General features: G+C 33.7%; 12 protein-coding genes and 2 tRNA genes. 6 read left to right on the forward strand and 8 right to left on the reverse strand.

Annotated elements, in window-relative coordinates:
* Nucleotides 1-16: 16 nt before the first annotated feature.
* On the forward strand, nucleotides 17-733 hold the full coding sequence (locus P2W75_RS01290; RefSeq protein ID WP_207297688.1) for a pirin family protein: 717 nt from the start codon (nucleotides 17-19) through the stop codon (nucleotides 731-733).
* 260 nt (nucleotides 734-993) lie between these two features.
* Nucleotides 994-1,527, forward strand: coding sequence for a YceI family protein (locus P2W75_RS01295; RefSeq protein WP_207297689.1), 534 nt, complete (start codon nucleotides 994-996; stop codon nucleotides 1,525-1,527).
* Nucleotides 1,528-1,787: 260 nt separating this feature from the next.
* Here P2W75_RS01295 and P2W75_RS01300 read toward each other — a convergent pair whose 3' ends face one another.
* Nucleotides 1,788-2,651, reverse strand: coding sequence for a helix-turn-helix domain-containing protein (locus tag P2W75_RS01300; protein WP_276378617.1), 864 nt, complete (start codon nucleotides 2,649-2,651; stop codon nucleotides 1,788-1,790).
* Between the two features lie 175 nt (nucleotides 2,652-2,826).
* Between P2W75_RS01300 and P2W75_RS01305 the strand changes: the two genes are divergently transcribed.
* Both P2W75_RS01305 and fabD read left to right on the forward strand, forming a co-directional pair.
* On the forward strand, nucleotides 2,827-3,189 hold the full coding sequence (locus tag P2W75_RS01305) for a DUF983 domain-containing protein (RefSeq protein WP_207297691.1): 363 nt from the start codon (nucleotides 2,827-2,829) through the stop codon (nucleotides 3,187-3,189).
* A 72-nt stretch (nucleotides 3,190-3,261) separates the two neighbouring features.
* Nucleotides 3,262-4,134 carry an ACP S-malonyltransferase gene (gene fabD / locus P2W75_RS01310; protein WP_276378618.1) on the forward strand — a complete coding sequence of 291 codons (873 nt, stop codon included), beginning with the start codon at nucleotides 3,262-3,264 and terminating at the stop codon, nucleotides 4,132-4,134.
* A gap of 159 nt (nucleotides 4,135-4,293) precedes the next feature.
* Here fabD and P2W75_RS01315 read toward each other — a convergent pair whose 3' ends face one another.
* The 3 genes from P2W75_RS01315 to P2W75_RS01325 all read right to left on the reverse strand — a co-directional run bounded on the left by P2W75_RS01315 (nucleotide 4,294) and on the right by P2W75_RS01325 (nucleotide 7,483).
* A complete protein-coding gene (locus tag P2W75_RS01315; RefSeq protein ID WP_276378619.1) occupies nucleotides 4,294-5,211 on the reverse strand; it encodes a DMT family transporter in 918 nt (305 codons plus the stop codon).
* Between the two features lie 81 nt (nucleotides 5,212-5,292).
* The gene (galE, locus tag P2W75_RS01320) at nucleotides 5,293-6,309 is read right to left on the reverse strand and encodes a UDP-glucose 4-epimerase GalE (RefSeq protein ID WP_276378620.1); all 1,017 of its coding nucleotides are present in this window, start codon (nucleotides 6,307-6,309) and stop codon (nucleotides 5,293-5,295) included.
* Between the two features lie 43 nt (nucleotides 6,310-6,352).
* Nucleotides 6,353-7,483: a DegT/DnrJ/EryC1/StrS aminotransferase family protein gene (locus P2W75_RS01325; protein WP_276378621.1), complete on the reverse strand. Its 1,131-nt coding sequence runs from the start codon at nucleotides 7,481-7,483 to the stop codon at nucleotides 6,353-6,355.
* A 137-nt stretch (nucleotides 7,484-7,620) separates the two neighbouring features.
* Here P2W75_RS01325 and P2W75_RS01330 point away from each other — a divergent pair, with 137 nt between their 5' ends.
* Both P2W75_RS01330 and P2W75_RS01335 read left to right on the forward strand, forming a co-directional pair.
* On the forward strand, nucleotides 7,621-8,850 hold the full coding sequence (locus tag P2W75_RS01330) for a 3-deoxy-D-manno-octulosonic acid transferase (RefSeq protein ID WP_276378622.1): 1,230 nt from the start codon (nucleotides 7,621-7,623) through the stop codon (nucleotides 8,848-8,850).
* Between the two features lie 348 nt (nucleotides 8,851-9,198).
* Complete coding sequence (locus tag P2W75_RS01335) at nucleotides 9,199-9,423, forward strand: hypothetical protein (protein ID WP_012023801.1); 225 nt, start codon at nucleotides 9,199-9,201, stop codon at nucleotides 9,421-9,423.
* Between the two features lie 143 nt (nucleotides 9,424-9,566).
* Here the strand turns inward: P2W75_RS01335 and P2W75_RS01340 are convergent, their stop codons facing one another.
* The 4 genes from P2W75_RS01340 to mutS all read right to left on the reverse strand — a co-directional run bounded on the left by P2W75_RS01340 (nucleotide 9,567) and on the right by mutS (nucleotide 13,075).
* A complete protein-coding gene (locus P2W75_RS01340; protein ID WP_207297697.1) occupies nucleotides 9,567-9,947 on the reverse strand; it encodes a DUF1508 domain-containing protein in 381 nt (126 codons plus the stop codon).
* A gap of 118 nt (nucleotides 9,948-10,065) precedes the next feature.
* Nucleotides 10,066-10,151: transfer RNA gene (locus P2W75_RS01345), tRNA-Leu, on the reverse strand.
* 82 nt (nucleotides 10,152-10,233) lie between these two features.
* Nucleotides 10,234-10,306 (reverse strand) — tRNA-Gly (locus P2W75_RS01350).
* Between the two features lie 162 nt (nucleotides 10,307-10,468).
* Nucleotides 10,469-13,075 carry a DNA mismatch repair protein MutS gene (gene mutS, locus P2W75_RS01355; protein ID WP_276378623.1) on the reverse strand — a complete coding sequence of 869 codons (2,607 nt, stop codon included), beginning with the start codon at nucleotides 13,073-13,075 and terminating at the stop codon, nucleotides 10,469-10,471.
* Nucleotides 13,076-13,192 lie beyond the last annotated feature (117 nt).

Raw genomic sequence — 13,192 nt, forward strand, 5'->3', positions numbered from 1 at the left:
ACAAAAGGACAAAATCATGGAAAATATAGTATTGCACAAAGCAGACACAAGAGGAAACGCAAATCACGGATGGTTAAACGCTTATCATAGCTTTAGTTTTGCGAGCTGGTACAATCCAGATAGAATTCAGTTTGGCGCGTTGCGTGTTTTGAACGATGATACCATTGCTGCCGGAATGGGTTTTGGAACTCACCCTCATGATAATATGGAAATTATTACGATTCCGCTTGAAGGAGATTTGGCTCACAAAGACAGCATGGGAAATACTGAAGTAATCAAAAATGGTGACATTCAGGTCATGAGTGCAGGAACTGGAATTCAGCATAGCGAGTTTAATCCGAATGCTGATCAGCAGACTAAATTATTACAGATTTGGTTGTTTCCAAACAAAAGAAACGTTACGCCACGTTATCAGCAAATTACTTTAAATGTTGCTGACAGACATAATAAATTATCTCAGGTTTTATCTCCAAATGCAGATGATGAAGGCGTTTGGATTCACCAAGATGCTTGGTTCAATATGGGAAATTTTGATGCTGGAATTTCTACAGAATATAAAATCAAAAAAGAAGGAAATGGAGTTTACGCTTTCATTTTAAAAGGAAATGTAACCATCAACGGTCAGGAATTAAATTCTCGTGACGCGGTTGGAATTTCAGGAACTGATACTTTAAATATTAAAGCCAATACAGATGCTGAATTTTTATTGATGGACATTCCGATGAATTATTAATTCAAACAAAAAACAAATAACACCTGTACCTTGAAACGATAACAAATCTAAAAATCAGATTGTTATCGTTTCTTTTTTAACCTTTAATTGATAAAAAACAAAATAAGAAAGTTTAACTTTATTATTAATAGAAGTCCTCGCAGGTTAAAAAAGCCTTTTACATATAGCATTTCTTAATCTAGGTTAAGTGCTTCAGGACAACGGTCACCGTAACTTTGTCCTATCAAAATGAAACAAATTAATTATTTAAAAATAAAATTATGGCAACTACAAAATGGTCAATTGACCCAACTCACTCAGAAATTGGTTTTAAAGTAAAACATATGATGTTTACTAATGTTTCAGGAAAATTTGGAACTTACGAAGCTACAATCACTACAGACGGAGACAACTTCGAAAACGCAGCTATCGAATTTTCTGCTGATATCGCTTCTGTTGACACTGCAAATGCAGACAGAGACGGACACTTAAGAAGCGGTGACTTTTTTGATGCTGAAAATCATCCAAAATTGACTTTCAAAGCTACATCTTTCAAAAAAATCAACGAAGGAAGCTATGAAATCACTGGAGATTTAAACATTAAAGGAGTTTCAAAATCAGTAACTTTTCCAGTAGAATACAGCGGAATCTTGACTGATCCTTGGGGAAATACCAAAGTTGGTTTAAGCATAGAAGGAAAAATTAATCGTAAAGATTGGGGATTAAACTGGAACTCAGCTCTTGAAACTGGCGGTGTTTTAGTTGGTGAAGAAGTAAAATTAAACATTGAATTACAATTCGTAAAACAAGCTTAATCTTTTGCTTTAAGATCAGATTTAATTGGTTGGTTAAAAGCTCTGCATATAAATGCAGGGCTTTTTTTTCGCCACAACCCGAGCGATAGCAAATAGACAAAGTAATTCACGAATTATTTTATTTCACGCAGATTTAAATTGATTTAAGCAGATAGCACAGATTTTATTTTAATCTGCATCAATCTGTAAAATCTGCGTGAAACCAAAATAATAGCCAAAGATTAATAAAAAAATAATTCGTGAATTCGTGGCTATAAAACTCAACGCAAAGTGTTTCTAAATTCTGTTGGAGACATTCCGGTTTGTTTTTTAAAGAATCTGGAGAAGTATGAGTAATCTTCATAACCTACTTTAAAAGCCACTTCGTTTACAGCTAATTGCTTGTCGATCAACATTCTTTTGATTTCGAGAATAACACGATCTGTAATTACTTCCGTTGCTGTTTTTTGGAGGATTTCGTTGCAGATTCTGTTTAAATGTTTTAGTGTGATATTTAGTTTTTCTGCATAAAATGAAGGCAGTTTTTCGGTTCTGAAATATTCTTCCAAAAGCGATTCGAATGTATTGATTTTGATATTGTAGGAATGCGTTTGATGTGAATACGTTTCGCTGTATTTTCGAGCTACTTCAATATGAATGCAGTCCAAAAGATTCAATAATTTATCCAATTGATATTTGTTGTTTTGACTGTTTTCCTGAATCAATAAATCGAAATAAGGAAGGATTTTTGGGATTTCATTCTCTTCAAAAACCATTTCCGGCCTATTATGAATCGAATGGTAAAAATTATAATCGTTGATCTTTTTTTGTCCGAAATACAGATTGTACAATTCCTGAGAAAAGATAATCACAAAACCTTCAATATCTTCAGATAAATTCCAATGGTGCATTTGTCCAGGCTGCAGCACAAAAAGACTTCCTCTTTTGATTCCGAATTGATCGAAATCGACTTCATGCAATCCTGATCCTTTGGTGAAAAAAACCATCAAATACGAATCATGACGATGCGGTTCTTCGACAAAACTGTGGCTTTTTAAATGTTCTGTAAAAGTATTTACATAAAAATCGCGGTGAATGTCGTTACAGCTAAAATTCTGAACACTATAAATTGGATACCTTTTCATAAAAAATATTTATTGTTTTCTGATTACAGAATACTATTGCTCGATTTGAAATTTGGAATTTAGATTTTGAAAATTTACCAAAAAATGTCTTTATTGTGCTATAATAAGCGAAGATATAAAAAAGACTTTTACAAACCTCTGAATTACCTTTGTATAAACAAAAATCAATACTATCATGTCAAGTGCATTAACTCATATTTTAAGAAATGAATGTCCGATTTGTCATAAAGGAAAAGTTTTTACAGACAAAAATATTTTTCTGAATTTCAGTTTTCCAAAAATGAATGAATACTGCAGTCATTGTCATTATAAATTTCAAAAAGAACCTGGTTATTTCTTCGGAGCCATGTATGTAAACTACGGATTAACAGTAGCTCAAGGAATTGCAACGTATTGTATTGCACAGTATTTTTTCGAAACCAACTTCGATTTAAGAATCCTTCCTATTATTGCTGTTGTAATTACTTTACTTACTCCTTTTAATCTTAGATTTTCAAGATTAGCATGGATTTATATGTTTAAGGGTTATACGAGCTAAAAAAATAGTACTTTTGCCTTCCAATTGAAACTAATTTTCAATTTTAAAAAAAGTAAAAATTAAATTAGACAAATGAAAGCATACGTATTTCCGGGTCAAGGCGCACAGTTCACAGGAATGGGTAAAGACCTTTATGAAAATTCGGCTTTAGCCAAAGAATTATTCGAAAAAGCTAATGAAATATTAGGTTTCAGAATTACAGATATCATGTTTGAAGGCACTGCCGAAGAACTAAAAGAAACTAAAGTAACGCAGCCAGCTGTATTTTTACACTCGGTTATTTTAGCTAAAACTTTAGAAGATTTCAAACCGGAAATGGTTGCAGGACACTCTTTAGGAGAATTCTCTGCTTTAGTTGCAAACGGAACTTTATCTTTTGAAGACGGACTTAAATTGGTTTCTCAACGTGCTTTAGCTATGCAAAAAGCATGCGAAATCACTCCATCTACAATGGCTGCTGTTTTAGGTTTAGCTGATAATGTTGTTGAGGAAGTTTGCGCTTCTATTGATGGAGTTGTGGTCGCAGCAAACTATAACTGCCCAGGTCAATTGGTAATTTCTGGAGAAACTTCTGCTGTTGAAAAAGCTTGTGAGGCAATGAAAGCGGCTGGAGCAAAACGTGCTTTAATTTTACCTGTTGGAGGTGCTTTTCACTCGCCAATGATGGAGCCGGCAAGAGAAGAATTAGCCGCTGCAATCGAATCAACCACATTCTCTACTCCAATTTGTCCAGTGTATCAAAATGTTACTGCAAATGCAGTTTCTGATGCAAACGAAATTAAAAAGAACTTAATCATCCAATTGACTGCTCCTGTAAAATGGACTCAGTCTGTTCAGCAAATGATCGCTGACGGTGCAACTTTATTTACTGAAGTTGGCCCAGGAAAAGTATTAACTGGATTGATTAATAAAATCGATAAAGAAGCGGTTACTGCGAATGCTTAATTTTTAGTATTCAACTGCAACTCCTGCAAGGTTTCCAAAACCTTGTAGATATCTAAGATGTATAAAAGACAGACCTACAAGGTTTTGAAAACCTTGCAGGAAGGCATAAAAATAAAAATCCTCATCAACTTTAATTAGTGATGAGGATTTTGTTTTTTATTACTTGTTTTCAATTCCTGGAAGCTTTTCCTTCTTTTTGTAGTTAATAATAAAAACTCCTAAAATAATAAGGATTGTTGCAATTATAAAATCAATGGTGATCTTTTCATCCAAAATCAGCCATCCAAAAAATACCGCAATTATAGTATTAATATATGCTAAAATAGAAACCTGAACCGGCGTTACGTGTTTCAATGCATAATTATAACTGAAAAAAGCAATTACAGATCCAAAAATTGACAAATACAATGCTGCGAAAATACTTGTAGCGCTCCATAAGCTCACATCGATAGTAGGCGAAAAAATAAACGCTAAAACGATCTGGATGCACGAAGCCATTGTAAACTGATAAAATAAATTAAGCACTATATTCTTAGATTTATTCCCATGGATTTTGGTATAAATTGTTCCTGCCGCCCAAGCAGTAATTGCAAACCCCATAAACATCATTCCTATTCTGTAATCGGCATCTAAAAATGATCCCAATCCGTCTTTGAATATAAAAACGACTCCCGAAAATCCTATTATAACTCCAACAAATCCTTTTAAACTTGGCTTTTGCAATTTAAATAAAATACTGCCCAGAAAAATAAGTATTGGAGACATCGCACTAATTACCGAAGCCAATCCGCTTGGTACAGTTTGTTCGGCAACGGTCGTAAAACCATTTGCCACCACGATCATCAAAATAGAAGGAACGAGCTGATGTTTTAAATTTTCCCAGCCAATCCATTTCAATTCTTTTTTAAACAGCAAGATAATCATCATGATTAATCCCGCAAGTCCTTGACGGATGGAAGTTACAAACCAAGGCGGAATCGTTTCTACCGCCACTCTAATTCCTAAAAATGTTGTGCCCCAGATAATTCCAACTGCTGCAAGGGCAAAAATCAATTTGTAATCTAAATTTTGTTTCATAAAAACCAAATGTCATTAAAAAAAATCCCAAACTATATTGCTATAATCTGGGACTTTAAAATTTATAATTTTATAAAAAAACTATTTATTCCTCACTTTTTGTTCCCATTTCCAAGCACTTGCCATTGCTTCGTCTAAGCTTAATTCTGCTTTCCATCCTAAGACATTATTTGCCTTATCTGTATTTGCGTACGCTTCAGTAATATCACCTTCACGGCGTGGCATCATCTTATACGGCAGTTTTTTACCGCTGACTTTTTCAAAACTATGAATTACTTCGAGTACAGAACTTCCTTTTCCTGTTCCTAAATTGAAAGTTTCTACTTTTGCTAAATTCTTTTTATTCAATAAACGCTGCAAAGCAATTACGTGTGCTTTTGCTAAATCGACAACGTGAATATAATCGCGAACAGCAGTTCCGTCTGGTGTTGGATAATCATTACCAAAAACCGATAATTCCTGACGCAGCCCTACTCCCGTTTGTGTAATAAAAGGAACCAGATTTTGAGGAACTCCTAATGGTAATTCTCCAATTTCTGCAGAAGGATGCGCTCCAACTGGGTTAAAATAACGCAGTAAAATTGCGCTTATATTGGTAACTTTTGCCGTATCATTTATAATTTCCTCGCCTATTTGCTTTGTGTTTCCATAAGGCGACATGGCAGCCTGAACTGGCGCATCTTCTGTAATTGGCATTTTTTCGGCTTGACCGTAAACTGTGCAAGACGAACTAAAAATAAAACTAGCTTCAGTTTTTTGCTGTAATCCTTGTAAAAGATATACTAAACTGCTGATATTATTTTCGTAATACAATAATGGATTTTCAACACTTTCACCAACAGCTTTTGAGGCCGCAAAGTGAATAATACCAGTAACATCTTCGTGTTTTTTAAAGAAATTCTGAACGTCTTTCTTTTCTCTTAAATCGATTTTTTCAAAAACAGGCTGTTTTCCTGTAATTTTCTCAATTCCTTTTAAAACATCTTCGGAAGAGTTAGAGAGATCATCAATTACTACTACTTCGAAGCCTTCATTTTGCAATTCTACTACAGTATGAGATCCTATAAATCCTAATCCTCCTGTTACTAATACTTTCATTATTTGGTTGTTTTGTGGTTATTTTTTGGCTGATATATAATTTTTATTTCAAAAATTCGATAACACTGTCTGTAATAAATTTAATTTGTTCGTCATCAAGTTCTGTATGCATTGGCAATGCAATAACTTCCTGAACTAATTGATTGGTTACCGGAAACTGCTCTTCTTTATAGCGAGGATCTAAATATGCTTTTTGAGAGTGAAGCGGAATTGGATAATAAATTGCACATGGAATTCCTTTATCCAACAAATGCTGCATCAAAGCATTTCTGTCTGCATCAATAATTCGTAACACATATTGATGAAAAACATGATCATTTTCATTTGTATCGAAATCTGGCGTAATAATATGTTTATTTCCAGCAAAAGCTGCATTGTATTTTGTTGCGGCTAAACGACGTGCTTTATTATATTCATCCAGCAAAGGCAATTTTGCATTTAAAACTCCTGCCTGAATACTATCTAGACGTGAATTAACCCCCACAACATCGTGATGGTAACGCTCATACATTCCGTGATTTACAATTCCGCGGATTATATGCGCCAATTTATCATCATTGGTAAAAATCGCTCCTCCGTCTCCGTAGCATCCTAAATTTTTAGAAGGAAAGAAAGAAGTCGCTGCAACGTGGCCAATTGTTCCCACTTTAGCTTTTGAACCTGATTTAGAAATATAATCTGCACCAATTGCTTGTGCATTATCTTCAATTACATATAAATTATGTTCTGCTGCAATTTCCATAATCGCATCCATATTCGCAGCACGTCCAAATAAATGAACTGGTACGATTGCTTTAGTTTTTGGAGTAATTGCTTTTTTAACAGCATCAATATCGATATTCATATTTACTAAATCAACATCAACCAAAACTGGAGTTAATTGCAATAAAGCAATAACCTCAACAGTTGCTGCAAAAGTAAAATCGGCAGTGATTACTTCGTCTCCCGGCTGAAGACCAAGTCCCATCATGGCAATCTGCAAAGCGTCGGTACCGTTTGCGCATGGAATCACGTGTTTTGCTCCTAAATAATCTTCAAGATTTTTCTGAAACTGATGAACCAAAGGTCCGTTAATGTAAGTATTGGTATCTAAAACTTCTTGAATTGAAGCATCTACAGTAGATTTTATTTTTTCGTATTGACTTTTTAAGTCAACCATTTGAATTTTTTTCATTTTTGAGTGTATTTAAAAAATTAAAGACCCTGTTTTTAAACCAAAATCTCTAAAAGGAGGAACAAAAATAGTTATTAATAGCTTCACACCAATGAAAATAGTCGAAAGAAATGTAATTTAGCTGCAAAAATTACTACATGCTTTTTTTATACAATTTAGTTATTTATATAGCAGGATTTTTCTTAAAAATCATTGCATTGTTTAGTCCGAAAATTACCCTTTTTGTGGAAGGCCGAAAAAATGTTTTTTACATATTGCAAGAAAAAATAAAACCAGAAGACAAGACTATTTGGTTTCATTCGGCTTCACTTGGCGAATACGAACAAGGACTTCCTGTTATAGAAAAAATCAAAGAAAAATATCCTTCCCATAAAATTGTGGTTACTTTTTTTTCGCCGTCTGGGTACGAAGTGCGTAAAAATAATACAGTAGCAGATGTGACCGTTTATCTTCCATTGGACACCAAAAGCAATGCAAAAAAATTCATCAAACTGGTTCATCCAGAAAAAGCATTTTTTATTAAATATGAATTTTGGATGAATTACTTAAAAGAACTTGAAAACCATACAACTCCAACTTATTTAATTTCTGGGATTTTCAGAGATAGTCAAATGTTTTTTAAATGGTACGGCGGTTTTTACAGAAAAGCACTCAATGCGTTCACTTATTTTTTTGTACAAAATGAAAGCTCAAAACAAAAAATTGAGGCAATAGGTTTTAAAAATGTAATCGTTTCAGGCGACACTCGTTTTGATCGCGTAAATGCTATTTTAGAAAGAGACAATAAACTTGATTTCATTAAAAATTTCAAGAATAATCAAACCACAATAGTGATTGGAAGTTCATGGCCAAAAGATGAAGCTTTAATTGCGGAATATATTAATCAGGCACCAGATCATGTAAAATTCATTATTGCACCGCACAACATCAAACCAGATCAGATAGCAGAGCTTAAATCGCAAATCACTAAATCTGTCGTTTTATTTTCTGAGAAAGAAAACAAAGACCTAGCCTCATATCAGGTTTTTATAATTGACACGATTGGATTATTGACCAAAATTTACAGCTACGGAACCATTGCTTATGTTGGAGGAGGTTTTGGAAATCCTGGAATACACAACATTCTAGAACCTGCTACGTTCGGAATACCAATAGTAATTGGGCCTAATTATTCGAATTTTGCAGAAGCAGTTTCTTTAACTGCTCTTGGCGGCTGCATTCCAATATCGAACGCAGAAGAACTAAAAGAGATTTTAGATCGTCTTCTTAACGATAAGAGCTTTTTAAAGGAAAAAAGTGAAATCTGCAGTTTATTTATTCAAAACCATAAAGGAGCAACCAATACCATAATGGAAATAGTTTCATAGACCATATGATCTAAAAACCAGATTCTTCCCGCTTTATTTTTCTAAAAAGAGATTTATAATTCGAATTTTAGAACTTTGTAAGAAGATATAATACTCTTAAAAAACAAAATATACCGCAAGTCTAAGAATTAAAATTGGTATTTTTAATATCAATTATGCAACGAAAAATAATTTATGCAAAACATTAAACAATTTAATATATTTTTATTATTTTGGCATATTTTTTGATAACTAAGATAATCGTGAGTAAGGAAAATATTTTAAAAAAAAAGTGAAAAAATATTTTACATATTAAAAAATTTATATCTTTGCCACGAATTAATAATTAACCTTTTATAATAAAGTAAGATGAAAAAAGTATTTTTAAGTTTAGCTGTTGTTGCTGTTTTAACTGTTGTATCTTGTAAAAAAGCTGACGCTGCAGCTACTGAAACTGTAGATTCTACTGCTGTTGCTGTTGATTCTGCTGCTACTGTAGTTGATTCTGCTGCTGCAACTGTTGATTCTGCTGCTGCAAAAGTTGACTCTGCTGCTGCAAAAGTAGAAGACGCTGCTAAAGAAGTAAAAAAATAATTAGAACCTAAGTTCTAAAAATTTTAAAACCATCGAAATCGATGGTTTTTTTTTGCCCAAATCTCAGCATTTGGCTATCAAGCACAAACAATAAAAAAAGCGTTCGCAATTGCGAACGCTTTTTTTATTGTTTCTCACCAAAATCAATCCTCAACCTCTTCCTCCTCCAAAACTTCCTCATCTTCAAAAATCAATTCATTCGAAGAAAAATCCAAAATTTCAGACCTAGAAGCGTAGGTTACAATTTCTTTTATTCCTTTTTGCAAAAGCAATTCCGTACTGTATTTTCGACTTGTTGCAAAATGAACATCTCCAAGCATCAATTTAAAAAAATACTTTCCTCCAGAGCCTTTAAATTTTAAAAATTTAGCAAGTTCAATATTCGCTTTAAATTTCTCAATATCCTCTTCACACTCAAACCTCAACTCATAACTCAAACTTGTAAAAATCACTTTACCTCTTCGCGAAGTAAAGGTAAATTTATATTCATCATTAAATCGTCTGCTAATTACAAAAGCACCCATTTAGAAATTTTAGTTTTTAGATTGTTGATTTTTAGATTCCCTAATAAATTTACTTCGTAAATTTATAATCTGCAAGTTTGCAGAATAAAAAAAGCCTCTTCAAAAGAAGAGGCTTTAGTACTCAGAGCGGGACTTGAACCCGCACGAACATTGCTGTTCACTGGATTTTAAGTCCAGCGTGTCTACCAATTTCACCATCCGAGCATTAAGCTTTAAATGTTTTTTTAGCTAATTTTTTAAAAAAAATTAATTAAACAAAACACCATCCGAGCATTATATGGTTTTGAGCGAAAAACGGGGCTCGAACCCGCGACCTCGACCTTGGCAAGGTCGCGCTCTACCAACTGAGCTATTTTCGCATTTCAAATTTTATTTAAGAACCTGCAATACTTGGTTTGTTTCGTATTGCGAGTGCAAATTTAGGACATTTATTCAATTAAACAAGTGTTTTTCTAAAAAAAATCCACATATTTTTATAACATTCTGATAACCTAATCTTTAAACTTGAAAATTTTTACAGCTTATTTCTTCACTAACATTCTTTTGATTTCATTCAGCTTCATCAATGCTTCAACCGGAGTAATTGCATTAATATCGAGACCAAGAATTTCTTCTTTTATCTCTTCCAATAATGGATCATCTAAATTAAAGAAACTCATCTGCATTTCATCATTAGCCGATTTTATTCCATTCAAAGCATCACTAGAATGATTCTTTTCTAATTTCTTTAAAAGTTTCTGAGCTTTCGAAATAACCAACTGCGGCATTCCGGCCATTTTTGCCACGTGAATTCCAAAACTGTGTGCGCTTCCTCCTTTTTCCAGTTTTCTAATAAAAAGAACAGTGTCTTTTAATTCTTTGACTGCTACATTGTAATTCTGGATTCTCGGCAGCGATTCGGTCATCTCATTTAACTCATGGTAATGCGTCGCAAACAATGTTTTTGCTTTTGACGGATGTTCGTGTAAAAATTCAGCAATTGCCCAAGCAATCGAGATTCCATCATACGTACTCGTTCCTCTTCCAATTTCATCTAAAAGGACTAAACTTCGGTCTGAAATATTATTCAAAATCGAAGCTGTTTCGTTCATCTCCACCATAAAAGTAGATTCACCCATCGAAATATTATCCGATGCTCCTACTCTTGTAAAAATTTTATCTACCACTCCCATTCTTACACTGTCAGCAGGAACAAAACTTCCCATTTGAGCCAATAAAACAATTAAAGCCGTCTGTCTTAAAATAGCAGACTTACCCGACATGTTAGGCCCTGTAATCATGATAATCTGCTGTGTTTCTCGATCTAAGAAAACATCATTCGCTATATATGGAGTTCCAACTGGTAATTGTTTTTCGATTACAGGGTGTCTTCCGTTTTTAATCTGTAACTCAAAAGTTTCATCGATTTCAGGACACACATATTGATTTTCATTTGCAAGCTGTGTAAACGAACATAAACAATCCAGTTGCGCTACCAAAAAGGCATTCATTTGAACCGGCTTAATATAAGTTGCAATCCAAGCTACTAACTGCTCGAAAAGTTCGGTTTCTATTTTATAGATTTTCTCTTCGGCACCTAAAATTTTAGTTTCGTATTCCTTTAATTCTTCGGTGATATAACGTTCTGCGTTTACTAAAGTCTGCTTACGAATCCATTCTTCCGGAACTTTATCTTTATGTGTATTTCTTACCTCAATATAATATCCGAAAACATTATTAAATGATATTTTTAAAGATGAAATCCCAGTACGCTCAGATTCTCTTTTTTCAATCCCTTCCAAAAATTCTTTTCCTGAAGTAGAAATAGCACGAAGTTCATCTAATTCTTCATTAACTCCTTTTGCAATCGCATTTCCTTTTGCAATAGCAACCGGCGCATCTTGATTTAAAGTAGTTTGAATTTTTTCTCTTAACAAATCACAAGAATGCAGACTATCTCCAATTACTTTTACTGCTTCCTGCGGACTTTGCAACGCAAGTGTTTTGATTGGAATAATAGCATCGAGCGATTCTTTTAAATACACAATTTCACGCGGAGAAACTTTTCCCGCTGCGATTTTAGAAATCAAACGCTCTAAATCTGAAATCTGTTTTATTTGATATTGAATGTCCTGCAGAATTTCAGGATTTCCTTTTAAATATGACACAACATCATGGCGTCCTTTGATTTTATTTTTATCTTTTAAAGGAAGCGCCAGCCAGCGTTTTAACAAACGACCTCCCATTGGGGAAAGCGTTCTGTCGATTACATCTAAAAGTGTTACCGCATTTGGATTGTAGCTGTGATACAGTTCTAAGTTACGAATGGTAAAACGATCCATCCATACATACGCATCTTCTGCAATTCTTTGAATTGAGGTAATATGCTGTATTCTATTATGCTGTGTTTCTGACAAATAATACAAAATTGCTCCGGCAGCAACAATTCCTTCTTTCAATTCTTCAACTCCAAATCCTTTTAAGGAGTTGGTCTGGAAATGTTTGGTAAGCGTTTCTAAAGCGTAGTCTTCTTTATAAATCCAATCTTCCAAGAAGAAACTGTGAAAATCTTCTCCAAAAGCATCCTTGAATTCATTTTTACAGTTTTTAGGAACCAGAACCTCGCTTGGACTAAAATTCTGCAATAACTTATCTATATATTCAGCATTTCCTTGTGCTGTTAAAAATTCTCCTGTAGAAACATCCAGAAAAGCAATTCCTACATTTTTATTAGCAAAAGAAACTGATGCCAAAAAGTTGTTTGACTTGGATTGTAAAACCTCATCGTTTAAAGAAACTCCTGGAGTTACCAGTTCTGTTACACCTCTTTTTACGATAGTTTTGGTCATTTTTGGATCTTCAAGCTGATCGCAGATTGCTACACGAAGTCCGGCTTTAACCAATTTAGGCAGGTAGGTATTGATAGAATGGTGCGGAAAACCTGCAAGAGCTGTTTCTGTATCAGATCCTGCTCCTCTTTTTGTTAATGTAATACCTAGAATTTTAGAAGATCTGATAGCATCTTCACCAAAGGTTTCATAAAAATCCCCTACTCTGAAAAGCAGACATGCATCAGGATATTTTCTCTTGATTTCGTTGTACTGTTTCATTAAGGGCGTTTCTTTCGCCACTTTTTCTTTAGCTGCCAAATTGATATATTTTAAATGAAAAAATTAAGACAGCGAATTTATGATATTTTGAAAGAATATCGAAGGACTACAAAAATTAAAATATTTTAAGATATTTTTAGGTTCTGATTTGAGAAT

Origin of the sequence: Flavobacterium sp. H4147 (genome assembly GCF_029360735.1) — a bacterium.
Classification (GTDB): domain Bacteria; phylum Bacteroidota; class Bacteroidia; order Flavobacteriales; family Flavobacteriaceae; genus Flavobacterium; species Flavobacterium endoglycinae.

What these genes read in the sequence shown, in the direction of transcription:
- P2W75_RS01290 (WP_207297688.1), top strand. Translation starts at nt 17, where the DNA reads ATGGAAAATATAGTATTGCACAAAGCAGACACAAGAGGAAACGCAAAT.
- P2W75_RS01295 (WP_207297689.1), top strand. Translation starts at nt 994, where the DNA reads ATGGCAACTACAAAATGGTCAATTGACCCAACTCACTCAGAAATTGGT.
- P2W75_RS01300 (WP_276378617.1), bottom strand. Translation starts at nt 2,651, where the DNA reads ATGAAAAGGTATCCAATTTATAGTGTTCAGAATTTTAGCTGTAACGAC.
- P2W75_RS01305 (WP_207297691.1), top strand. Translation starts at nt 2,827, where the DNA reads ATGTCAAGTGCATTAACTCATATTTTAAGAAATGAATGTCCGATTTGT.
- fabD (WP_276378618.1), top strand. Translation starts at nt 3,262, where the DNA reads ATGAAAGCATACGTATTTCCGGGTCAAGGCGCACAGTTCACAGGAATG.
- P2W75_RS01315 (WP_276378619.1), bottom strand. Translation starts at nt 5,211, where the DNA reads ATGAAACAAAATTTAGATTACAAATTGATTTTTGCCCTTGCAGCAGTT.
- galE (WP_276378620.1), bottom strand. Translation starts at nt 6,309, where the DNA reads ATGAAAGTATTAGTAACAGGAGGATTAGGATTTATAGGATCTCATACT.
- P2W75_RS01325 (WP_276378621.1), bottom strand. Translation starts at nt 7,483, where the DNA reads ATGAAAAAAATTCAAATGGTTGACTTAAAAAGTCAATACGAAAAAATA.
- P2W75_RS01330 (WP_276378622.1), top strand. Translation starts at nt 7,621, where the DNA reads ATGCTTTTTTTATACAATTTAGTTATTTATATAGCAGGATTTTTCTTA.
- P2W75_RS01335 (WP_012023801.1), top strand. Translation starts at nt 9,199, where the DNA reads ATGAAAAAAGTATTTTTAAGTTTAGCTGTTGTTGCTGTTTTAACTGTT.
- P2W75_RS01340 (WP_207297697.1), bottom strand. Translation starts at nt 9,947, where the DNA reads ATGGGTGCTTTTGTAATTAGCAGACGATTTAATGATGAATATAAATTT.